Raw genomic sequence first — 21,196 nt, forward strand, 5'->3', positions numbered from 1 at the left:
GCCCGCCTCGGCGGCGCCGAGCCAGGCGCCTAGACGAGTAAGACGTCGTTTCAGAAGTCGGCGCGTTAATCCTATGTGGAGTCGCGCTGGTAGCTGATCATGCTCGGCGATGTCGAGACGATCTTGTGTCGAGCGATTGGTGAGCGACGAGCTGTGGGCGGTGGTGGAGCCGCTGCTCCCGACGAGGCCGCGCCGGCCGAAGCGGGGACGGACCGGCCGGCCGCGGGTGCCGGACCGGGCCGCGCTGGCCGGGATCGTGTTCGTGCTCAAGACCGGGATCAGCTGGAACGCCCTGCCCGCCGAGCTCGGCTGCGGGTCCGGGGTGACCTGCTGGCGACGCCTGCAGGAATGGCAGCGGGCCGGGGTGTGGGCGGAACTGCACCGAGTGATGCTCGACCGTCTCGCCCAGCAGGACCTGCTCGGCTGGTCACGGGCGGCGGTGGACAGCGTGAGTGTGCGGGCCAAACGCCGCGGAGAGGCCACCGGGCCCTCGCCGACCGACCGCGGCAAGGCGGGCAGCAAGTACCACGTGCTCTGCGACCGCGACGGGCTCCCGCTGCACGCGATGGTCACCGGTGCGAACACCCACGACAGTCGGATGCTCGCCCCACTGCTGGACACCAACCCCGGCGTCCGCGAACGGGCCGGTCGGCCGGGTCGGCCGCGACGTCGACCGGGCAAGCTGCACGCCGACAAGGGCTACGACTATCCGCGTTGTCGCCGCTACCTGGCCGGGCGTGGGATCGGGGTGCGGATCGCCCGGCGTGGGATCGAGGACTCCACCCGGCTCGGGCGGGTCCGCTGGGTCGTGGAACGCACCATGTCCTGGCTGCTGGACTTCCGCCGCCTCGCGCTGCGCTACGACCGCGCCGAAGCGACGATCACCGCGCTGTTGTCGCTGGCCTGCGCCCTGATCTGCCACCGCCGTCTCACCGGGAGCCGGTCGTAACCGGCGTGACATCCGCCCCCCCGGCCGCCCTCACCAGGGTCGGCCGGCTACGAAGTCGATGCCAGTGGTCGCCAGGCCAGCCACTCCAGGGCCCGGTCGGCCTCGTCGGGGTCGAAGCGGTTCGGGTCGAACGGCCCGCCCGCCCACTCCAGACGCTCAGCGTGGTCAGGATGGGCAGGATCGGCGAGTGCGGCCTGGAAGTCCTCGTACCCCCAGATCCCGCCGACGTCCTCAGGCGGGCACGCCCCCTGCCCTGCGACACAGCGCGGGTAGCGCACCCCCGGCTCGGCGGTCTCGACCGCCTCGACGGCGATCTCATGGGTCCAGTTGTCGCCGAAGTCGTAGATGTAGCCGAACCGATCACCAGCCTTGACCAGCCGAAACAGCTTGGCCTTGGTCTCGTCGGCAACGCCCTGGGAGGGCCTGTCGGGGTCTGGGATCCCGTAGCGGCGCCCGGCGATCTCGAACTCGTGCAGATGCGAGTTCGTCCAGCCCATCACCGACTGCACCACCCCGTGCAACACCGCCAAGTCGATCTCGCCCGGCACCTGCACCCGACGCCGGACCGACGGCGCCACCTCGACCAACACGATCTCCAACTCGAAGATCTTCGTCTTCGCAGACACACGAGGCGCGACCACCAGCCGATGCTCTCAGCCGTCGCCGACACTGACAGGACCGGGCCCACCACTTCTGAAACGACGTCTAATACTCCAGCCGCAGTTTGTTATGTGATCTTCCGATAGGCTTCGATCTTGTGGAGTTGCCGGAGGATCTCGAGGCGTGGGCCGGTGGCCTGGACGGGTTGTTCGGGCTGGTGGCGGGCCGGTTCTTCCGTGCGGAGCCGCGGCGGCGCGCGCGGGCGTATGTGCGGGGGTTGCTGGCCCCGCTGGCCGGGAAGAACGGGTGGACGCTGGCCGAGGTTGCCGGTGAGGCGACCCCGGATGGGATGCAGCGGCTGCTCAACGCCGCCAGCTGGGACGTCGACGGGGTCCGTGACGATGTGCGGGACTATGTGGTCGAGCATCTCGGCGAGCCGGGTGGGGTGCTGATCGTCGACGAGACCGGGTTCCTGAAGAAGGGCACGAAGTCCGCCGGGGTGCAGCGCCAGTACTCCGGCACGGCGGGCCGGGTGGAGAACTGCCAGCTCGGGGTGTTCTTGGCCTACGCCACTGGCAAGGGGCGCACCCTGATCGACCGCGAGCTCTATCTGCCCAAGTCCTGGACCGGGGATCGGGAACGCTGCCGGGAGGCGGCGGTGCCCGACGAGGTTGAGTTCGCTACCAAGACCGTCTTGGCCAAGCAGATGATCGGCCGCGCCCTCGATGCCGGAGTTCCGGCCTCGTTCGTGGCGGCGGACGAGGCATACGGGCAGGACTACAAGTTCCGCTCCTGGTGCGAGCAGCGCCGGATTGGCTACGTCGTCGCGGTTCCCCGAAATCAGTCCATCCCGTTGTCCGTGGACGCCGACATCTCGCAGATCAGCGGCTCACGACGGGCGGATGATCTGGTCGCCCGCGCTCCCGAACGGGCATGGAAGCGCCGTTCGGCCGGCCCCGGGGTGAAGGGTGAGCGGTTCTACGACTGGGCCGTGGCCTCGCTGTATCCGCCCGAGAACGCCCCGGCCGGGTGGGGCCGATGGCTGCTGGTGCGCCGCCAGATCCTCGGCGCCGACCAGCTCCAGGCCGGTGCGGAGCCGGAGCTGGCCTACTACCTGTGCGCCGGGCCGCCCGGTACCACCGACGAGGACCTGATCCGGGTCGCCGGGACCCGCTGGGCAATCGAGGAGTGCTTCCAGACCGCGAAGAACGAGGTCGGTCTCGACCAGTACCAGGTCCGCCGCTACGACGCCTGGTACCGCCACATCACCCTCGCCCTCCTCGCCCACGCCTACCTCTCGGTCACCGCGGCAATCGCCCCAAAAGACCTGGTAGCGGCCTCATCCCGCTCACCCTCGCCGAGATCCGACGTCTCCTGGCACCTCTGACCCACATCCCGACCCAACCGCTGCGATGGGCCTGGTCAACCTGGCGACGCCGCCACCAACACCGAGCCCGCGAAGCCCACTACCGCCGACGGGAACAGCACACCTAACGAACTGCGGCTGGAGTACTAGCTGTTGCGACCCAGCACGTTGTTGACGGCGTGGTGGCTTGAGCAAGGGGAAGGCCTCCTGGCGGAGTGGGTGTGTCTGACGCACCTGCTCGAACCCGGAGGCCTTCCGTGAATCTCCTATGTCAACCGGCCTCCGGATGGCAAGTACCGGGGCTGCCCGTGTCTGCCCGGAGCCGGTGGTAGACCACGTCGGCGAGGTGGCGTCGGAGCACCCGTAGGGCTTCGGTCTTCGAGTTCCCGGCGGCGGTGCGTCGCTGGACGAGTGCCTGGGCGGGTCGGTGGATTCGTAGTTGGGTGACCGCGATGCGGTGCAGGGCGGCGTTGAACTGCCGGTTGCCGCCGCGGTTGAGGCGGAACCGCGCACGGTTGCCCGCCCAGACAGGGATCGGCGCCGTCCCGGCGTGCATGGCGAACGCGGCCGAGGACCGGAAACGGTCGACCCCTGCGGTCTCGGCGAGGACCTTCGCCGCGGTCAGCCCGCCGCAGCCAGGAATAGCCAGCAGGTGCGGCACCAGCGGCTGCACCTGGGCCTCGATGCGCCGCTTGAGCTGCCCGACCCGCCGCGTCACCGTGATGATCCGCTCGATGAGCTCGGCGGCGATCTCGGCGCGCACGCCGCCCGCAAGCCGGCCGATCTGTTCGCGGAGCCGGTTCAGCGTGGTGATCCGGTTCAACGCCTGCCCGCGTGGCAGCGCGACCTCAAGGTCGTGCAGGTGCCAGCCCAGCCGGTTGATCATCCGGGTCCGCTCGGCCACCAGGTCTTCGCGGTGATCGAGCAGGAGCCGGATCTGCAAGGCCTGCTCGTCGAGGTGGGCCTCGGGCAGGTCGGGCTCGCGCAGCGCGGCGCGGGCCACCGCCGGCGCGTCGATCGGGTCGGACTTGCCGCGGGTGCGGGCCGAGGCCCTGGCCCGTGCCATCAGCTTCGGCGGCACCGTGACCACCGCCTGGCCTGTTCCGAGCAGAGCGCGAAGCAGCGAGCCGGCGACGTGACGGCAGTCCTCGACCGCCCACCGCCTCGATCCGGGCCAGCGCTGCGCCCACTCCAACAGCCGGATCAGCTCAGCCGCGGTGTTGCCGACGGTGATCTGGCCGAGCTCGCGACCGTTGGAGTCCACCGCGACGGCGGTGTGGCTGTGCTTGTGCGGGTCCACGCCCACCACGACCATGTGCATGTCTCCTTCACCGGGGATACGGGTCCGGCCGGCGGACACACCTCAGTCGGAGGACGTCGCCTCGTTCTCCTATCAAGTCACGCCGGTCGGACCGACTCCGGCCGCGATGGACGATTCACGAGAAGGCCAGCCCGAGCAGGCGGCACCCACCGTAAGAGTCACCTCGCGACCGAAGTCGATCTACCACCTCAGCGGCGGCGGCAGCGTGACACTGGGGTCCACGCTAACGCCCCGCTGTCACAACCGGGCCGATTACGCCTGGCGTGCCTGGTCGAGGAGCACTGGCCGGTCTCGGCGGCGGAAGGCCGCTTCCAGGTCTCGTGGCGGACCCCGAAACGCTGGGCCGACCGTGAGCTGCTTGCTGCCGAGCTCCCTGCACGGTCCGGCGCCTCGTGACTGAGTGAAAGCAGTCCGTTCTGTTCGTGTGCGTCTGCAAACGGTGGAAAGTCCCAGATGACCACCATCGGCCTGATGCGACGGACCGCCGGTGATAGAGTCGAGGTCTACTCCGCGGGCACCGATTCCGACGAGAAGATCAACGCGCTGTCCGTCGACATACTGGCCAAGGTCGGCGCGGACATCTCGGCTCACACGTCGAAGCCGAGGGATCTGAATCTCCGGCGGCCATCTGACGGGGTAGTTTCGCTCGGCAGGAAACAAGGGGGGAACCCGACTGAGTGATGCAAGTTTGCTCGCGCGCAGGTGGCGCTGCTTTGACAGTCGATAAGAAGTTCAGTGTATCGAAGATCAACCCTTGCCGTAAACGAGTCTCCGACGAAAGCTGTCGGGGCATCATGCTTTCGAGTGGGCCATCGCTCGATGCGACGTACTTGTCTGTTTTACGGCTGAGAGCGGGCCGTGGTGTCACCTCGGGCCGCAGCCGATCCTTCCGGATCCGGTGTACATCGCGTACGAAGCCAGTCACAGAAATCGGCGACGCCCCGGCCGGTGCGCGTACTCGTCTCGAGGACCGCGGCTGTGGGATTGACCGCTCGCAAGTTGCGGAAGAAGATGTCAATGTCGTAGTCGAGATGAGGAAGGAGGTCGACCTTGTTCACGAGAATGAGATCTGCCGATCGGAACATGACGGGGTACTTCAACGGCTTCTCTTCACCTTCGGTGACTGAATACACCATCGCGCGGGCATGCTCTCCGACGCTGAATTCGGCCGGACAAACAAGATTCCCGACATTCTCGATGAGCAGGAGGTCGAGCGCAGTCAGATCGAGTTTCGAAAGTGCGGAACGCACCATCGGTGCGTCGAGGTGACATTCCCCGCCGAAGCCGTTGGCGGTATTGAGGAGCGAGATGGTTGCCCCGAGGCCTGAGAGCCGGTCGGCGTCGATGCTTGTCTCGATGTCGCCCTCGACGATGCCGACCCGGGTCTCCGTCAGTATGCGCAGCGCTGCCGCGAGAAGCGACGTCTTCCCTGCTCCGGGAGATGACATGACGTTGATCGCGGTCACGCCGGCGCTGTCGAAGTCGGCTCGGTTGGCTGCCGCGGTGTGGTCGTTCTCGTCGAATATCCGCTCGAGCACCTCGATGCGTTCACCACCCGTGCGGTACCCGGAATGGTCGCCGAGGTCGGAATGTCCGTGTCCGTGTCCGTGTCCCTGTCCGTGCTCGTGTCCGTCGTCGTGCCGGTGGAATCGGCCCATATTCGGTCAGACCTCCGCTAGGTCGAGTGAGGTGATGAGAAATTCCTCGCCGGCGACGACCTCGATGTCGTGGCCCCCGCACCGGGAACAGCATATGAGCGGTTCCGAAAGCGTCGTGACGTGCTCGCACGGAATGCATCTGATAGCCGCGGGAACGCTGTCGACACACAGTTGCGAGCCGGCTAGTGCGGTGTCCGCGCTGACCAGCGACCAGCAGTAGACCAGCGTGTCGGGGACGATCTGGCGCAGCGCGCCGACCCGGACGTGGACGATCCGTACCGGTCGTCCCGCGGCGTGCCGTACCACGATGTCGGAGATCGACCGGCAGATCGAGAGTTCGTGCAACGGCGCGCTCCTTTCGAGTGGGAGCAGACCGTACACGCCGCGATCAGCGGCGCAAGGTCTCCGACGGGGACTCGCCCCACCGCTTGCGGTAGAGCACGGCGAAGCTGCCCAGATGGTTGAAGCCCCATCGCTCGGCGACGTCGGTGACCGTGAGGCCGTCGGCGGAGGTGGCGTCGGTGAGGTCCTCCCGCGCTCGCTGCAGACGGCGTTCGCGCAAGTAGAGGGTGGGGCTGGTGCCCAGCTCCTCGCGGAACCCCTGCTGGATCGCCCGGACGCTCATGTGGACGTTCTCGGCGATGTCGGTCATCGTGACGCGCTCGCGCAGATGTGCCTCGATGTAGTCCACCGCGGCCCGCACGACCCGACGGCCGGGCTGCTCGGCGGGCCGGATCAGCTGGGCGTGGTAGTTGGACGGTTGGAGTAGCAGCAGGGTGCTCATCAGGAGCTCTTCCAGCGGCCCGATGCCGTGGCCGCTCTGCAACATCGAGCCCTCGTAGAACACCTCGGTGTGCATCAGCTGGATCGCGCCGTGCCAGCGCATGGCGGCGTCCTTCGCCAGGTCCATCTCGGGCTCGAACTCGATCGGCGGTCCGAGGCTTTTGCCCAGCAACCTGGTGAGGTGTCGTTCGAGTGCCTCTTGCTCGATGCGCACCACTAACTGCGGTGAGTCGTGGTCGAACCGCATCGTTAGAGGCAGGCCGGGGCTGGCGACGGTCGCACGAATCGTGTTGGCCTCGAAGCTGCGGCCCCGGCTAACGCAGACGGCGCGACCATTTGTCGGCATGTGCACTGCGAAGGACGGTCCGGTGGCCGGGATGTCCAGCGACGCGGCGACGGTCAGGTCGACGTAGAGCAGGCTCACATCGCGCAGCCGCACGCCGTGCAGGCTCGCGGCGAACTGCTGCGATCCGATGTCGCCCACGGTGAGCGTGCACGGGGACAGGGCCTTGCCCAGCATGACGGCGCTCTCGCCGATGTCCTCGGTGTAGAAGATCTCGTGCCCGTCCAGCGCGGGGGGGATCCCGCGCGAGCGCACCCGGCGGCGCACCGGGTTCGCGGTCCGGCGCACGTCGATGAAGCCGAGCCGGGTCAGCCGCGACATCCCCGCTACCCCTCTCTGCCGTCCTTCGAACGGCCGTGTCACTCAGTCGAGTGTCGCGATCACGCAACCTCCCGCGGCGGGTTCGTGCGCATTTGTGCCAGCAAGTGTGCGTGATCCTGACAGCTGCTGCGTGAACGCGATAGGCGCGGCGCGCTTCTCTGCTTAGCCTGTGCGCCAGCTCACCCGTACGTCGCACCCTTCCGGGAGGCCCCGTGACTCCGAACGGCCAACTCGTCGCCCAGTCCCCTGCCGACGAACTCCTGGCGCGGCTGGACGAGCCGCGCGTCGCGGCTGCCCTGGGGAACCTGCTCGACCACGCCGACCTGCTCGCGATCCTCGTCGTCGGGCTTGACGGTCTCGTCAGTCGCGGCGAGGTCATCGGCGCGTCCCTCGCCGATGCGATCGGCGAGCTGCGCGGTGGCGCGGAGGACCTGCCCTCGGTCGACCTCAAGGGGCTGGCCTCCAGCGTCGCGACGCTGTCGGGCTCGCTCAGCTCGGCCACGCCCGCGCTGGACGCGTTGCTGCGCAGCAGCCTGACCGACCCGAAGGCAGTCGAGGTCATCTCCCAGCTCGCCCACGCGCTCGTGGTCGGCCGGGAGCGGATCGACACCGACCGCTCCGTCCCGACCGGGGTGTTCGGGCTGCTTCGAGCCCTCAAGGACGACGACGTCTCCCGTGGTCTCGGCTACCTGATGCAGGTTGCCAAGGCGTTCGGTCAGCAGCTCGACGCCTCCCACTGACCGTCCCCGGGCTCCATGCCCGACCCTCGACCCCAACCGAGACCCACCACCGCGATCACTCCGACGGCCGTCGAGCGCCGTCTCCCACCACGACAGCGACCTCGATGTCGAGGACGCGCGCGAGAGGAGTTCCCATGGCGTCCGTGCTGTGGTTCCAAGGCGGAGCATGCAGCGGCAACACGATGTCGTTCCTTAACGCCGAGGAACCCAACGTCGTCGACCTGATCGTCGACTTCGGTCTCGACCTGCTGTGGCACCCGTCGCTGGGCATGGAGCTGGGCAGTCAGGCCCAGACACTGTTCAACGACTGCGCGACCGGCAAGCGGCCACTGGACATCTTCGTCTTCGAGGGCACCGTCATCGAGGGCCCCGACGGGACCGGCCGCTTTGACATGTTCGCCGACCGGCCGATGAAGGACTGGGTCACCGAGCTGGCCGCCCAGGCGCAGATCGTCGTCGCCATCGGCGACTGCGCATCCTGGGGCGGCATCCCGGCGATGGAGCCCAACCCGTCGGGCTCGACCGGGCTGCAGTTCCACAAGAGGGAACGCGGCGGGTTCCTCGGCCCGGACTTCCGCTCCCAGATGGGCCTGCCGGTCATCAACATCCCGGGCTGCCCCGCGCACCCGGACTGGATCACCCAGGTCATCGTCGCGCTCGCCACCGGCCGCGCCGGCGACATCGCCCTGGACGAACTGCACCGACCGGAGACGTTCTTCAAGACGTTCACCCAGACCGGCTGCACGCGTGTCCAGTTCTTCGAGTACAAGCAGACGACGACCTCATTCGGCGAGGGTACCCGCACGGGCTGCCTGTTCTACGAGTTCGGCTGCCGAGGCCCGATGACGCACTCCCCGTGCAATCGGATCCTGTGGAACCGGCAGTCGTCCAAGACCCGTGCCGGGCAGCCGTGCATGGGGTGCACCGAGCCGGAGTACCCGTTCTTCGACCTCGCCCCGGGGACCGTGTTCAAGACCCAGAAGGTCAGCGGGATGATCCCCAAGGAGGTCCCGGAGGGCAGCGACCACCTCACGTACATGGCACACGCGGCGGCCGCACGCATCGCCGCGCCGCAGTGGTCGAAGGAGGACATGTTCGTGGTCTGAGGGCCTCGGGCCTGAGGCGCGAACTGTCCACCACCCACTCCTGGCCGTTCCCGAAAGGACACCCCCATCATGACCTCTGTCGACCTGTTCGTGAGTCCGTTGGGCCGCGTCGAGGGCGATCTCGACGTGCGCGTCACCATCGAGGACGGCGTTGTTACCTCCGCCTGGACCGAGGCCGCGATGTTCCGCGGCTTCGAGATCATCCTGCAGGGCAAGGACCCCCAGGCCGGTCTGATCGTCTGTCCGCGCATCTGCGGCATCTGCGGCGGCAGCCACCTCTATAAGTCGGCCTACGCGCTCGACGTGGCGTGGAAGACGCACATGCCGCCCAACGCCACCCTCGTCCGCAACATCTGTCAAGCGGCGGAGACGCTGCAGAGCATCCCGCGCTACTTCTACGCCCTGTTCGCGATCGACCTGACCAACAAGAACTACGCCAAGGCTCCCAACTACGCCGAGGCCGTGCGGCGGTTCGCCCCCTACGTCGGGACGAGCTATCAGCCTGGTGTCGTGCTGTCCAACAAGCCGGTCGAGGTGTACGCGATCTTCGGCGGGCAGTGGCCGCACTCTAGCTTTATGGTCCCGGGCGGGGTCATGTGCGCGCCGACGCTGTCCGACGTCACCCGCTCGATCTCGATCCTTGAGCACTGGAAGGACAACTGGCTCGAGAAGCAGTGGCTGGGCTGCTCGGTCGACCGGTGGCTGGAGAACAAGACCTGGGAGGACGTGCTCGCCTGGGTCGAGGAGAACGAGTCCCAGTACAACAGCGACTGTGGCTTCTTCATCCGGTACGCCCTGGAGATCGGGCTCGACAAGTACGGCGCGGGCGTGGGCAACTACCTCGCGATGGGCACCTACTTCGAGCCCTCGCTCTACGAGAACCCCACGATCGACGGTCGCAACGCGGCGCTGGTCGGCCGCTCGGGCATCTACGCGAAGGGACAGTGGTTCGACTTCGACCAGTCCCGGGTTCGCGAGGACGTGACGCACTCCTTCTACGAGGGCACCGGGGCGCTGCACCCGTTCGACGGCGAGACCCGCCCGATCGACCCGGAGGTCGGCCGCAAGCAGGGAAAGTACAGCTGGGCCAAGTCGCCCCGCTACGACGTCCCCGGCCTCGGCCACATCCCGCTCGAGGCCGGTCCGCTGGCTCGGCGGATGGCCGCGGGCGCGCCCGGCGCGGCGTCCCACCAGGACGCCGACCCGCTGTTCGTCGACATCCTCTCCAAGATCGGGCCGTCGGTCCTGACCCGGCAGCTGGCCCGGATGCACGAGGGCCCCAAGTACTACAAGTGGGTCCGCAGCTGGCTCGACCAGCTCGACCTGCACGAGAGCTTCTACACGAAGCCGACGGAGTACGCCGAGGGCCGCGGTTTCGGCGCGACCGAGGCGGCGCGGGGCTCGCTCGCCGACTGGGTCGTCATCGAGGACAGCAAGATCAAGAACTACCAGGTGATCACCCCCACCGCGTGGAACATCGGGCCGCGTGACGGCGCCGCGATCGCCGGGCCGATCGAGCGCGCTCTCGTGGGCTCCCCGATCGCCGACCAGGAGGACCCGGTCGAGCTCGGGCACGTCGCCCGCAGCTTCGACTCCTGCCTCGTCTGCACGGTGCACGCCTACGACGGCAAGACGGGTCGTGAGCTGAGCAAGTTCGTGATCAACGGCATGGTGTGACCGCCTTGGCAGGCGCTGCGGCGGTATCGGCCGGACCGGACTCGGGCCGGCCACCGTGCGACGTGGTCGTCGTCGGCTGCGGCAACCTGCTGCGCGGTGACGACGGGGTCGGTCCCGTCCTGGTCCGCCACCTCTGGGAACGCGGCGTCCCGGAGGGGGCACGGATCGTCGACGGCGGCACCGCGGGCATGGACGTCGCATTCCAGATGCGGGGCGCGGCGCAGGTCGTCCTGATCGACGCGGCCGCGACCGGCGCCGCGCCCGGCACCGTGTACCGGGTGCCGGGCTCGGAGCTGGGGGAGCTGCCCCCGCTGCAGGGGCTGCACAGCCACCTGTTCCGCTGGGACCACGCGCTGAGCTTCGCCCGCTGGGTCCTCGGCGACGAGTGCCCCGACGACGTGACCGTCTTCCTCGTGGAGGCCGGCAGCGTCGAGCTGGGGGGCGAGCTGAGTGAGCCCGTCCGTGCGGCGATGGAGGACGTGATCGCGATCGTCGAACGCGACTTCCTAGCGCGTTTGCGACCGGCCGACGACGGGCCGGGCGTACCGAGCGTCGAGTTCACCGACGACGGCTACCTGAGGCTGGGTGCCCGGCTCGCCGCGCATCGGTTCCCGGCCGATGCCGCGGTCGCCGCGCTGCGTGACGGTGAGCTGTGGCTGGTGCCGTTGAGCCGGCCGCAGAGTGGCGGGCTGTTGCTCAAGCAGCGCAACCTCGCCGGGGACCGGGCCGTGCTCGTCCGCGAGACGCTCGAGGACCGGGTCCCGGTGGGCGTCCACGAGGCGATCTGGGACGCCGAGCAGGGGGCCTTGCGGATCCCGCTCGGCACGGCACGATGATCGCCGTGACCGACCGGCCGGCCTCGGCGCCGCAGGACGAACCGGAGGACGCCGCGGCCTCCGGGACCGGCGCCGTCCCCGAGCCACCGCGCGATCCGGTCCCCGCCGAGGGTGACCCGGACCGCCCCGACGGCCCCGCCGAGCCCCCGGCCGTGGCCGTCGGGGTGGAGACGGTCATCGTCCAGGACCGCGGGCGCTGGGCCGTCGAGATCGTGGTGGTCTTCAGCGACGGTGTCGTCCGGAGGCGCATCGACACCTACCCGACCCGCGCGCGGGCCGAGATCAGCGCCTCGCTGATCCGCCGCGCCGCCGACCGTGACCTGTGAGGACCGTGCCATGACTGCTGAGACCGTCGCGCTGTCGGCGCCGAACGACTCCGCCGACGGCACCGGCCTGCCGGTGCGACCGTTGCCGATCGGTGCGTTCCCACTGCCGTTGGGCTACCTGCTCGTCCCCGCCGGTGCCGACACGGAGGCCGCCCGCCTCGATCTGCTCGCCGGGCGGCTCCCCACCACCTGGCCCGACCGGATGGCCGCGCACCGGCTCGTCGTCGAGGGCGACCAGGACGCCGCCCTCGCCGCGCTCACCGGCGACGATCCGGTGAGCCGGTTCAACCGGTTCGTCCTGGACCCGGTGGGCGGCACACCCGAAACGCTGCGCGCCGATCTCGGTGAGATGGGTGTGCTCGTGGACGTGGTCGCCTTCACCGTCGGGGTCGCCGCCGGACCCCCGGTGGACGGGGCGGCGACCGGCGAGGTCGGTGCGCTCGTCCTGTGCGCGCGGGCGACGCATGCCTTGGCCGACGGTGACGCGGCGGGTGCGGTGGACCTGCTCGACGCGGCGGTGTCGCTGTGCGAGGGCAGCACCCCGGTCCTCGCCGCGGTCCTGCGCGGTGCCGCCGCGGGCGCCGAGCAACAGCGGGCCGCGGCACCCACTGACGGCGTCGTCGACCGGCTGGAGGCGGCGCTGCGGGGCCTCGACGAGGCGCGGGACATGCGGGTCGCGCGGTCCGAGACCCACCTCGCGGCGGGTCTGGCCCTGCACGAGCTGGGACAGACCGGCCGGGCGATCCCGCACTACCACGCCGCGCTGCGGTTGGTCACCTCCGTGGAGGCCCCGCTGGTGTGGGCGTCGGCGCACGCGAACCTCGCCGCCGCCTACCTCACGGCTCCGATGATCCAGGCGTCCGACCAGCTGCGGACGGGGATCGCGGTGCAGTCGCTGCGCTCGGCGCTCACCGTCTACACGCGAGCCGACCACCCGACCGAGTGGGCGAGCGCCCAGCTCAACCTCGCGAACTCGCTCGTCTACTCGCCCTCGACGCACCAGGCGGACAACCTGGTGGAGGCCGTCGAGCTCTACGAGGAGGTGCTGGAGGTGCGCTCGCGCGACGAGGACCCGATGGGGCGGGCGCGCGTGCTGGCCAACCAGGGCAACGTCCTGGCACACCTGGGCATGTTCGACGTCGCCAAGGCGAAGCTCTACGACGCGCGGTTCGTCTTCGAGGAGTTCGGCGACGTCGAGGCGGTACGGACCGTGCGCGGCGTGCTCGACGAGATCGCACGTCAGCAGGCGTTGCGACGCAGTGAGGACTGACCCGTGCAGCCCTACCAGCGCCACCAGTTCGACGTCCTGCTCAACGACGTGACCGAGCGGTACGCGGCCCACGTCGTGGCCAGGTGCGACAGTCGGGCCGAGGCGCTGCGCAGGCTGCGCGACGACAGCGGGGACGACGGGGTCAGGCTGGCCGAGTTCGTCGACACGGTGTTCGCCGACCATCGGCTCGACGACGTCGCCGGGTCCGCGTTCGTCCTCCAGGCGCTGCACCGCAGGCTGGTCGCTCCCGAGGAGACAGTGGCGGCGGTGCTGGACCGGCTGGCGAAGTCGGTGTTCGCCGACCTGCTCACGGCGAAGGTCGTGGAGCGGCTCGCGCGGACCGAGTGGAAACAGTGAGGAGACGGCGATGACGGCCTCGACGAAGAGCACCCCTGCGGCATCCTCCGGTCCGGCCGCGACGGAGGCGGAACCGTCCTTCGAGGACCTCGCGGGGAGGGTCGATCGGGCGGTCGAGGCGGCCTCCGCCCTCGACGGCGCGGCCGGTGAGGCCGCCGCCGAGCTGCGGGCGGCGATCGAGGAGATCCACCGTGTTGGGCTGCGCGCGATCGTGCGCGCCATGCGGGAGCGGCCGGAGACCCGTGATCTGCTGTTCACCCTGGTCGACGACCCCGTGGTACACCTGCTGCTGTCCCTGCACGGCATCGTCCGTCCCGACCCCGCGACCCACGCCCAGCGGGTCCTGACGACGGTGCGTCCCCAGCTTCAGTCGCACGGCGGGGACGTCGCGTTCGCCCACGTGGCCGACGGTGTGGCCTACGTGCGCCTGGAGGGCGCCTGCAACGGCTGCTCGATGTCCGCGGTGACACTGCGCAACTTGGTCGAGGAGGCGCTGGTCGCGCAGGTGCCGGCGATCCGCTCCGTCGAGGTGCTGCCGAACGAGCCGACTCCGACGTTGATCTCGGTCGAGTCGATGTTCCCCCGCTCCACCGGGCTGCCCCCCGGCTGGGTCGACGGCCTCGGGACCGACGACGTCGCCCCCGGCGCGCTGGCGGCCGTGCAGCTGGCCGCTGACGACGGCACCGGCGCCGACGTGATCGTCGTCAATGTCGACAACCGGATCTCGGCCTACCGCAACGCCTGCGCCCACGAAGGGCTGCCGCTCGACGGCGCCCTGCTCGACGTGCGGGCCGGGACCCTGACCTGTCCGTGGCACGGCTTCTGCTACGACGCGACGTCGGGGGAGTGCCTGAGCGCACCCGGCGCGCAGCTCGAGCAGCTGCCGGTGCGGGTCGACGGCGACCGCATCTGGGTCCGGGTGCACACGTGAGCGTCGGCCGTTCGTCGCTGCGGGTCCGGGTCGCCACCTCGACCACCGGCCCGACCGCCGCGCGGCCGGACGCCGCCGCGGGTGGGCCGGACCTCAGCGGCGGCTGGCGGGCCACCACCTGGATCGGGGCGCCCGCCCCGGGCGGGCTGGCGCTGCCGCCGGCGGCGCCCACCCGGGCGTGGTGCTACTCGCCGCGCGGTGTCCACGTCGACGCCGATCACCTGGTCGTGGCGGACTCGGGCAACCACCGGGTGCTGATCTGGCACGGTGTCCCCGCGCAGGACGGCAGGCCTGCCGACGTCGTCCTCGGCCAGCCCGACGGCACGACCGAGGGGCGGGCCGCGGGTGGCCGCGGGCCCGAGCGAGGTCTCAACCTGCCGACGGGGGTGCTCGTCCACGAGGGGCGGCTCGTCGTCGCCGATGCCTGGCACCACCGCATCCTGGTGTGGGACAGCGTTCCCCGGCACGACGACGTCGCCCCGGACCTGGTGATCGGGCAGCCGGACGCGTCGTCGGTGGAACCGAACGCGGGCCGGGCCTGCGACGCCTGCACCTTCTACTGGCCCTTCGGCGTCGCGGTGATCGACGGCCGCTTTCTCGTGGCCGACACGGGCAACCGCCGCGTCCTCGGCTGGGACGACGGCATCCCTGGCGACGGGCGGCCCGCCGACCTGGTCCTCGGTCAGCCCGACGCCGCGAGCCGGGAGGAGAACCGGGGCGGCGAGGCGGCGGCGGACAGCTTCCGCTGGCCGCACGACCTCGCCGGTACCGCGGACGTGCTGCTCGTCGCGGACGCGGGCAACCACCGGATCCTGGGCTGGCAGGACCCGCCCCGGTGCGACCGTCCCGCGGAGCTGGTCATCGGCCAGCCCGACATGTCCTCCTCGGCGGAGTGGCCCTACGGTCCGCACAGCGGCGACCGCTTCCGGTTCCCCTACGCGCTCGCGCTCGAGGCCGGACGGCTCTTCGTCGCCGACACCGCGCAGAACCGGATCCTGGCCTGGGACGGCGACTGGGCGGGCGGGCGCGCCGCCGACCATGTGCTCGCCCAGCCGTCGTTCACCACCAACGGCGAGAACCGCTGGTCGGCCGTCGAGCACGACACGTTGTGCTGGCCGTACGGGCTGTCGGTGCACGGTGACGTGCTCGCCGTCGCGGACTCCGGCAACAACCGGGTGGTGCTGTGGCGACGCGGATGAGCACCGGGACCGGCGCGGTGGCCCGTCGCCGGCTCACCGTCACCGGCGTCGTGCAGGGCGTCGGGTTCCGTCCCTTCGTGCACCGGCTGGCGACCGGGCTCGGGGTGACCGGCTTCGTCGGCAACGACGCGGCGGCCGTGTTCATCGAGGTCCAGGGCCCGGAGGACGCCCTGCGCGCCTTCACCGATGCCCTCGTCGCGCAGGCGCCGCCGATGGCGCGCGTCACCGGCGTCGGGAGCGAGCCCGTCGGCCTGGCCGACGAGTCCGGGTTCCGCATCGTGGCCAGCCGCGATGCCGACGGACCGCTGACCTTGATGCCACCGGATGCCGCCGTCTGCGACGACTGTGTCCGGGAGCTGCACGACCCCGCCGACCGCCGCTACCGGCACCCGTTCGTGACGTGCACGAACTGCGGGCCCCGGTTCACGATCATCACCGCGCTGCCCTACGACCGGCCGGCCACCACGATGGCCGGGTTCCCGATGTGCGAGCGGTGTGCCCGGGAGTACCACGACCCGGCCGACCGGCGGTTCCACGCCCAGCCGGTGTGCTGCCCCGACTGCGGGCCACGGTTGCGTCTCGACGGCCCGTCCGGCGTGGTGACCGACGCCGACGCCGCGATCGCGGCTGCCCAGCGGCTGCTCGCCGACGGTGCGGTCGTCGCGGTCAAGGGGCTCGGCGGGTTCCACCTGGCCTGCCGCGCCGACGCCGCGGACGCGGTGCGCGGGCTGCGGGAACGCAAGTCCCGTGGCGGCAAGCCGTTCGCGGTCATGGTCGCCGACCTCGCGGCGGCGCGGCGGTTCGCCCGCGTCGACGACGACGAGGCGGCGGTGCTCACCTCCCCGGCACGGCCGGTCGTTCTGCTCCGGCGGCTGCCCTCGGCCCCGGTCACCGACCAGGTCGCACCGGGAAGCCCGCACCTGGGCCTGCTGCTGCCCTACACCCCGGTACACCATCTGTTGTTCACCCAGGTCCCCGGCTCCACCGCTCCGGTACCGGAGGCGTTCGTCCTGACCAGCGCGAACATCAGCGCCGAGCCGATCTGCCACACCGACGCCGACGCCCGCGACCGGCTCCCGGCGCTGTGCGACGCCGTGCTCGGCCACGACCGGCCCATCCACGTCCCTGTCGACGACTCGGTCGTCCGCGTCGTCGACGGGCGCGAGCTGCCGATCCGGCGCTCCCGCGGCTACGCCCCGCTGCCGATCGACCTCGGTGCCGACGCGCCCGCGGTGCTGGCCGCGGGCGGCGAGCTCAAGAACACGTTCTGCCTCACCGACGGCCGCCGTGCCCACCTGTCCGCGCACGTCGGGGACATGGGGTCGCTGGAGACCTCGTTCGCGTTCGAGCGCGCGGTGGCACAGCTCGGGTCGCTGCACGGCGACCCGGTGGCCCTCGCCGCCGACCTGCACCCCGGCTACCTCACCCGCGGCTGGGCGGAGCGCACGGCGAGGGAGCGGCCGTTGACGCTGGTCCAGCACCACCACGCCCACGTCGTGTCCCTGCTCGCCGAGCACGGCCGGCTGGGGGAGCCGATCATCGGCGTCGCCTACGACGGGACCGGACTGGGCATCGACGGCGCGGTCTGGGGCGGCGAGCTGCTTCGGGTCGGCACCGACATCACGACCTTCGAGCGCGTCGGCCACCTCCGTGAGACGCCGCTCCCCGGCGGCGACGCAGCCGTCCGCAACCCCTGGCGGACGGCGCTCGCCCAGCTGAGCTCGGCCGGCGTGCCCTGGGTCGAGGACCTTCCCCCGGTCGTCCAGGCCACGCCGGCCGAGCTCGCCGCCGTCGGCAGCCAGCTGGCCTCCGGTGCGGGGACCGTGGCCTGCACCAGCATGGGGCGGCTGTTCGACGCCGCCGCGGCCCTGCTCGGGGTGTGCCCGCGCGTGGACTACGAGGCGCAGGCGGCCATCGAGCTGGAGGGGCTCGCCGCGGGAGCCGAGCGCTCGGCGCCGCTGCGCCTCGGCGTCGGCGCCGACGGTGTGCTGGACCCGACGCCGTTGGTCCTCGGCCTGGTGATGGGGCTGCGTGCCGGAATCCCGGTCGCGGCGCTGGCGGCCGGGATGCACGAGGCCGTGGCCGAGGCGACGGCCGTGGCGGTCGCGTGGGCCGGGCGGGCCCACGGCATCCGGCTGGCGGGGCTCACCGGCGGGGTGTTCCAGAATGTGCTGCTGCTGCGCGCGTGCCGGGACCGGCTGCGCGCCCGCGGTTTCGAGGTGCTCGTCCACCGTCTGGTGCCGCCCAACGACGGTGGGCTGGCGCTGGGCCAGGCGGCGGTGGCGGCGGCAGTGGCGAGGGCCCGGCGGCACGGGCCGGTCGAGCGGGAGGTGTGACATGTGCCTGGGCATCCCGGGACGGATAGTCGAGGTGTGGACCGCGGACAGTGGCGCTCCGATGGCGCGCGTGCGGTTCCCCGAGGAGACCCGCGACGTCTGCGTGTCCTACCTTCCCGACCTGGCGGTGGGCGACTACACGATCATCCACGCCGGGTTCGCGCTGACCCGGCTCGACGAGGAGTCCGCGATGGTGACGTTGGCGACGATGCGTGAGTACGGAGTGTTCGGCATGCCGGACCCCGCAGGGACGGGCTCGTGAGCACCGCGGCGCCGGCCCCGCTGGTCGACGAGGCGCTCGCGGCCGACCTCGCCGACGCATCGCTGACGCTGGCGCGACGGTTCGCCGCCGGGGCGACGCTGTGGTGTCTCGCGCCGGCCTGGGAGCCGCACGCCCACCACGTCGCGGTCGAGTTCGTGCACCCGGTCGTCGTCGGCAAGCGGGCACTGCCCGCGGTTGCGCTCACCGGACCCGACCTCGTCCCGTCGGTCCGGATCTCGGTCCGCCCCGGTGACGTCGTGCTCGCCGTCGCCGCCGCCGACGACTCCGCCGTCGCCTCGGTGATGCGCCGCGCACCCGCCTGGGGCGTGACGACCCTGTGGATCGGCAACGGCGAGCGGCCCCCGCAGGGCGCCGCCGATCACGTACTGTGGCTCGACGACCCGGCCCCGAGCCTGCCTGCGACCGGCGGGTTCGTCCTGCTCTACCACGTGTTGTGGGAGCTCACCCACGTCTGCTTCGAGCACCCCGGACTGCTCACGACGGCGCCGGACTGCACCGACGAGGTGTGCGTGACCTGCTCGGACGAGGGTCGCCTCGCCGAGGTCCTCACCCCGGCGTCGGGCCTCGACCCGGCTACCGCGCGCACCGCCCAGGGCACCGAGCGGGTGGACACCACTCTCGTCGGACCCGTCGCGCCGGGCGACCTGGTGCTCGTCCACGCCGGGCTCGCGATCAGCCGGATCGACCCCGAGGAGCCGTGATGACCAGCGAGGACACCGGGTTCCTCTACCCGTTCATCGACGCCGAGGAGACCGACGCCGCGGCCCTGCTAAGCGACCTGGCCGCGTCGGCGCGGGCCAAGGCCGTCGAGAGCGCCGCGCTGCGCCGGCGCAGCCTCGACGAGTGCGGTCCCGTCCTGGCCGCCGCGGCGGCCGAGATCGCGCGGCGGTTCGCCGCGGGCGGGCGGATGTTCACCTTCGGCAACGGTGGCAGCTCGACCGACGCGGCGACGCTGGCGGGGCTGTTCGCCCACCCTCCCGAACACCCGCCGCTGCCGGCCTGGTCGCTCACCGCGGACCAGGCGATCCTCACCGCACTGGGCAACGACGTCGGTTTCGAGCTGGTCTTCGCCCGCCAGCTCATCGCCCGTGGCGACGGCGGCGACATCGCCGTCGCGGTGTCGACCAGCGGCAGCTCCGCGGACCTCACCGTGGCGCTGCGGGAGGCCCGGCGGCAGGGCATGTACACCGTCGGTTTCGCCGGCTACGACGGCGGCGAGTTCGCCGACAGCCCCGACGTCGACGCCTGCCTCGTCGTCCGGTCGCAGAGCGTGCACCGCATCCAGGAGTCGCAGGCGCTGCTCGGGCACCGGCTGTGGTCGCTCGTCCACAGCCACCTCGGCCGACCGGACGCAGTATCGGAAGGACAGCCATGACCGGCACCGTTCCTCGTGACACCGGCGGACCGTCGTTCGCCGAACACGAGGTGATCGAACGGATCGAGGCGTTCCGGCGGCGGCGGCCCCGGCTGCGCGACGAGATCGTCACCATGGCCCACGGTGCGGGCGGCAAGGCGTCGGCCGCACTCGTCGACGCGGTGTTCGTGGAGTCCTTCCGCAACGACGAGCTCGACCAGCTCGGCGACGGCGCGGTGCTCGCCACCCCGAGAGGGGAGCGCCTGGCCTTCTCGACCGACTCGTTCGTCGTGCAGCCGCTGAGGTTCCCCGGTGGCTCGATCGGCCATCTCGCCGTGCACGGAACGGTGAACGACCTGGCGATGGCCGGCGCGCGACCGGCGTGGCTGTCGGCGGCCTTCGTGATCGAGGAGGGGTTCCCGATCGTGCAGCTGCGCGAGATCGTCGCCGACATGGCGGCTGCGGCGGCAGGCGCGGGGGTCCGGATCGTCACCGGCGACACCAAGGTCGTCCCGACGGGTGCCGCCGACGGGCTGTTCGTGACCACGGCCGGGGTCGGGGTCGTGCCCGCCGGCCGTGCGTTCTCGGCCGCCGCCGTCCGGCCGGGCGACCGGGTGCTGCTCTCGGGCTTCATGGGCGACCACGGCACCGCGGTGATGCTGGCCCGCGGCGACCTCGACATCGACGCCGACGTCGCCTCCGACACCGCCGCGGTGAGCGAGCTGGTGGAGGCGATGGTCGCCGCGGCTCCGGCGACGCGCTGGCTGCGTGACCCGACCCGCGGCGGCGTCGGCACCGTCTGCAACGAGCTGGCGCAGGCCAGCGGGCTGGGCGTCGTGCTGGACGAGCGGTCGCTGCCGATCCGGCCGGTCGTCAACGGGGCGTGCGAGCTGCTCGGGATCGATCCGCTCTACGTCGCCAACGAGGGCAAGTTCGTCGCCGTTCTCGATCCGGGCGAGGCCGATGCGGCGCTGGCCGCGGTACGCGCCCACCCGCTCGGCGCCGACGCGGCCCTGATCGGTGAGGTGACCGACGCGATCGGGGCGACCGTCGCGCTGCGCACCGGCTTCGGCGGCACCCGCATCGTCGACATGCTCGTCGGCGACCCGCTGCCGCGAATCTGCTGAGGAGATGTCACATGTGTCTGGGAATCCCCGGCCGGATCGTCGAGGTCGTCGACGCCGCCGAGCATCTGGCCAAGGTCGAGATCGACGGCGTCCGCCGCATGATCAGCGTCCGGCTCCTGCAGAAGGACCCGCCCGGTGAGGGCGACTGGGTGCTCGTCCACGTCGGCTTCGCGATGGCCCGCATCGACGAGGAGGAGGCGCGGCTGACGCTGCAGGCGGTCGAACGACTCGGCGAGACGTACCGCGACGAGCTCGCCGCCTACGACAGCACCTCGATCGTCTGACCCCGACGCGCCCCCCACCACACGCGAGG

23 protein-coding genes and 1 pseudogene are annotated in these 21,196 nt (G+C 71.1%); 19 read left to right on the forward strand and 5 right to left on the reverse strand.

The annotated features are described in order from the left end of the window. The first annotated feature begins 109 nt into the window (after positions 1-109). Positions 110-949, forward strand: coding sequence for an IS5 family transposase (locus PSED_RS31860; RefSeq protein ID WP_041760176.1), 840 nt, complete (start codon positions 110-112; stop codon positions 947-949). Positions 950-996: 47 nt separating this feature from the next. Here the strand turns inward: PSED_RS31860 and PSED_RS31865 are convergent, their stop codons facing one another. Next, positions 997-1,548, reverse strand: a complete 552-nt coding sequence (locus PSED_RS31865; protein WP_267939110.1) for a plasmid pRiA4b ORF-3 family protein — start codon at positions 1,546-1,548, stop codon at positions 997-999. A gap of 143 nt (positions 1,549-1,691) precedes the next feature. On the opposite strand from PSED_RS31865, the gene PSED_RS31870 reads away from it, so the two are divergent. Then, positions 1,692-2,936: an IS701 family transposase gene (locus PSED_RS31870; protein WP_407692854.1), complete on the forward strand. Its 1,245-nt coding sequence runs from the start codon at positions 1,692-1,694 to the stop codon at positions 2,934-2,936. A gap of 250 nt (positions 2,937-3,186) precedes the next feature. Here the strand turns inward: PSED_RS31870 and PSED_RS31875 are convergent, their stop codons facing one another. Beyond that, entirely contained in the window at positions 3,187-4,230 is a 1,044-nt protein-coding gene (locus PSED_RS31875; RefSeq protein ID WP_013673969.1) for an IS110 family RNA-guided transposase, read from the reverse strand. Between the two features lie 240 nt (positions 4,231-4,470). On the opposite strand from PSED_RS31875, the pseudogene PSED_RS31880 reads away from it, so the two are divergent. Both PSED_RS31880 and PSED_RS31885 read left to right on the forward strand, forming a co-directional pair. Beyond that, positions 4,471-4,587 (forward strand): annotated as a pseudogene (locus PSED_RS31880) (IS481 family transposase); the annotation flags it as partial. A 102-nt stretch (positions 4,588-4,689) separates the two neighbouring features. Further along, the gene (locus PSED_RS31885; protein ID WP_049803555.1) at positions 4,690-4,917 is read left to right on the forward strand and encodes a low molecular weight phosphatase family protein; all 228 of its coding nucleotides are present in this window, start codon (positions 4,690-4,692) and stop codon (positions 4,915-4,917) included. 158 nt (positions 4,918-5,075) lie between these two features. Here PSED_RS31885 and hypB read toward each other — a convergent pair whose 3' ends face one another. From hypB to PSED_RS31900, 3 genes are read right to left on the reverse strand one after another with little or no spacing between them, the layout of a single operon-like run. Beyond that, positions 5,076-5,894 carry a hydrogenase nickel incorporation protein HypB gene (gene hypB, locus PSED_RS31890; RefSeq protein WP_013678337.1) on the reverse strand — a complete coding sequence of 273 codons (819 nt, stop codon included), beginning with the start codon at positions 5,892-5,894 and terminating at the stop codon, positions 5,076-5,078. Between the two features lie 6 nt (positions 5,895-5,900). Then, positions 5,901-6,239, reverse strand: a complete 339-nt coding sequence (locus PSED_RS31895; RefSeq protein ID WP_013678338.1) for a hydrogenase maturation nickel metallochaperone HypA — start codon at positions 6,237-6,239, stop codon at positions 5,901-5,903. Between the two features lie 43 nt (positions 6,240-6,282). Then, positions 6,283-7,341: an AraC family transcriptional regulator gene (locus PSED_RS31900; RefSeq protein WP_013678339.1), complete on the reverse strand. Its 1,059-nt coding sequence runs from the start codon at positions 7,339-7,341 to the stop codon at positions 6,283-6,285. A gap of 212 nt (positions 7,342-7,553) precedes the next feature. On the opposite strand from PSED_RS31900, the gene PSED_RS31905 reads away from it, so the two are divergent. The 15 genes from PSED_RS31905 (at position 7,554) to PSED_RS31975 (ending at position 21,167) form a co-directional block, all read left to right on the forward strand. Continuing rightward, entirely contained in the window at positions 7,554-8,081 is a 528-nt protein-coding gene (locus PSED_RS31905) for a DUF1641 domain-containing protein (protein WP_013678340.1), read from the forward strand. A gap of 134 nt (positions 8,082-8,215) precedes the next feature. Then, complete coding sequence (locus tag PSED_RS31910) at positions 8,216-9,187, forward strand: NADH-quinone oxidoreductase subunit B family protein (protein WP_013678341.1); 972 nt, start codon at positions 8,216-8,218, stop codon at positions 9,185-9,187. Positions 9,188-9,256: 69 nt separating this feature from the next. Next, positions 9,257-10,864, forward strand: coding sequence for a nickel-dependent hydrogenase large subunit (locus PSED_RS31915; RefSeq protein WP_013678342.1), 1,608 nt, complete (start codon positions 9,257-9,259; stop codon positions 10,862-10,864). After that, positions 10,861-11,700: a hydrogenase maturation protease gene (locus PSED_RS31920; RefSeq protein ID WP_013678343.1), complete on the forward strand. Its 840-nt coding sequence runs from the start codon at positions 10,861-10,863 to the stop codon at positions 11,698-11,700. The genes PSED_RS31915 and PSED_RS31920 overlap by 4 nt, the downstream gene beginning before the upstream one ends. Before the next feature lie 5 nt (positions 11,701-11,705). Continuing rightward, positions 11,706-12,026, forward strand: coding sequence for a hypothetical protein (locus PSED_RS31925; RefSeq protein ID WP_143770694.1), 321 nt, complete (start codon positions 11,706-11,708; stop codon positions 12,024-12,026). A 10-nt stretch (positions 12,027-12,036) separates the two neighbouring features. After that, positions 12,037-13,296: a tetratricopeptide repeat protein gene (locus PSED_RS31930; protein WP_013678345.1), complete on the forward strand. Its 1,260-nt coding sequence runs from the start codon at positions 12,037-12,039 to the stop codon at positions 13,294-13,296. Between the two features lie 3 nt (positions 13,297-13,299). Continuing rightward, positions 13,300-13,653, forward strand: a complete 354-nt coding sequence (locus PSED_RS31935) for a hypothetical protein (RefSeq protein WP_013678346.1) — start codon at positions 13,300-13,302, stop codon at positions 13,651-13,653. A 10-nt stretch (positions 13,654-13,663) separates the two neighbouring features. Beyond that, a complete protein-coding gene (locus PSED_RS31940; RefSeq protein WP_013678347.1) occupies positions 13,664-14,584 on the forward strand; it encodes a NifU family protein in 921 nt (306 codons plus the stop codon). Next, on the forward strand, positions 14,581-15,783 hold the full coding sequence (locus PSED_RS31945) for an NHL repeat-containing protein (RefSeq protein ID WP_013678348.1): 1,203 nt from the start codon (positions 14,581-14,583) through the stop codon (positions 15,781-15,783). The genes PSED_RS31940 and PSED_RS31945 overlap by 4 nt, the downstream gene beginning before the upstream one ends. After that, positions 15,780-18,119, forward strand: a complete 2,340-nt coding sequence (hypF, locus tag PSED_RS31950) for a carbamoyltransferase HypF (RefSeq protein ID WP_013678349.1) — start codon at positions 15,780-15,782, stop codon at positions 18,117-18,119. Before PSED_RS31945 ends, hypF begins: the two co-directional genes overlap by 4 nt. A 1-nt stretch (position 18,120) precedes the next feature. Continuing rightward, positions 18,121-18,381 carry a HypC/HybG/HupF family hydrogenase formation chaperone gene (locus PSED_RS31955; protein ID WP_013678350.1) on the forward strand — a complete coding sequence of 87 codons (261 nt, stop codon included), beginning with the start codon at positions 18,121-18,123 and terminating at the stop codon, positions 18,379-18,381. Beyond that, positions 18,378-19,103, forward strand: coding sequence for a HypC/HybG/HupF family hydrogenase formation chaperone (locus PSED_RS31960; RefSeq protein WP_013678351.1), 726 nt, complete (start codon positions 18,378-18,380; stop codon positions 19,101-19,103). Before PSED_RS31955 ends, PSED_RS31960 begins: the two co-directional genes overlap by 4 nt. Beyond that, on the forward strand, positions 19,103-19,777 hold the full coding sequence (locus PSED_RS31965) for a D-sedoheptulose-7-phosphate isomerase (protein ID WP_013678352.1): 675 nt from the start codon (positions 19,103-19,105) through the stop codon (positions 19,775-19,777). The genes PSED_RS31960 and PSED_RS31965 overlap by 1 nt, the downstream gene beginning before the upstream one ends. After that, positions 19,774-20,883 carry a hydrogenase expression/formation protein HypE gene (gene hypE, locus PSED_RS31970; RefSeq protein WP_013678353.1) on the forward strand — a complete coding sequence of 370 codons (1,110 nt, stop codon included), beginning with the start codon at positions 19,774-19,776 and terminating at the stop codon, positions 20,881-20,883. The genes PSED_RS31965 and hypE overlap by 4 nt, the downstream gene beginning before the upstream one ends. 11 nt (positions 20,884-20,894) lie before the next feature. Beyond that, entirely contained in the window at positions 20,895-21,167 is a 273-nt protein-coding gene (locus PSED_RS31975; protein ID WP_013678354.1) for a HypC/HybG/HupF family hydrogenase formation chaperone, read from the forward strand. Positions 21,168-21,196 lie beyond the last annotated feature (29 nt).

Source organism: Pseudonocardia benzenivorans CB1190, assembly GCF_000196675.2.
GTDB classification, from domain to species: Bacteria; Actinomycetota; Actinomycetes; order Mycobacteriales; family Pseudonocardiaceae; genus Pseudonocardia; species Pseudonocardia benzenivorans.

Excerpts from the sequence above, each read along its gene's own strand:
- PSED_RS31915 (WP_013678342.1), top strand. The coding sequence starts at position 9,257 with ATGACCTCTGTCGACCTGTTCGTGAGTCCGTTGGGCCGCGTCGAGGGC.
- hypE (WP_013678353.1), top strand. The coding sequence starts at position 19,774 with ATGACCGGCACCGTTCCTCGTGACACCGGCGGACCGTCGTTCGCCGAA.
- PSED_RS31900 (WP_013678339.1), bottom strand. The coding sequence starts at position 7,341 with ATGTCGCGGCTGACCCGGCTCGGCTTCATCGACGTGCGCCGGACCGCG.
- PSED_RS31910 (WP_013678341.1), top strand. The coding sequence starts at position 8,216 with ATGGCGTCCGTGCTGTGGTTCCAAGGCGGAGCATGCAGCGGCAACACG.
- PSED_RS31885 (WP_049803555.1), top strand. The coding sequence starts at position 4,690 with ATGACCACCATCGGCCTGATGCGACGGACCGCCGGTGATAGAGTCGAG.
- PSED_RS31875 (WP_013673969.1), bottom strand. The coding sequence starts at position 4,230 with ATGGTCGTGGTGGGCGTGGACCCGCACAAGCACAGCCACACCGCCGTC.
- PSED_RS31975 (WP_013678354.1), top strand. The coding sequence starts at position 20,895 with ATGTGTCTGGGAATCCCCGGCCGGATCGTCGAGGTCGTCGACGCCGCC.
- hypB (WP_013678337.1), bottom strand. The coding sequence starts at position 5,894 with ATGGGCCGATTCCACCGGCACGACGACGGACACGAGCACGGACAGGGA.
- PSED_RS31955 (WP_013678350.1), top strand. The coding sequence starts at position 18,121 with ATGTGCCTGGGCATCCCGGGACGGATAGTCGAGGTGTGGACCGCGGAC.
- PSED_RS31940 (WP_013678347.1), top strand. The coding sequence starts at position 13,664 with ATGACGGCCTCGACGAAGAGCACCCCTGCGGCATCCTCCGGTCCGGCC.
- PSED_RS31965 (WP_013678352.1), top strand. The coding sequence starts at position 19,103 with ATGACCAGCGAGGACACCGGGTTCCTCTACCCGTTCATCGACGCCGAG.
- PSED_RS31930 (WP_013678345.1), top strand. The coding sequence starts at position 12,037 with ATGACTGCTGAGACCGTCGCGCTGTCGGCGCCGAACGACTCCGCCGAC.
- PSED_RS31860 (WP_041760176.1), top strand. The coding sequence starts at position 110 with ATGTCGAGACGATCTTGTGTCGAGCGATTGGTGAGCGACGAGCTGTGG.
- hypF (WP_013678349.1), top strand. The coding sequence starts at position 15,780 with ATGAGCACCGGGACCGGCGCGGTGGCCCGTCGCCGGCTCACCGTCACC.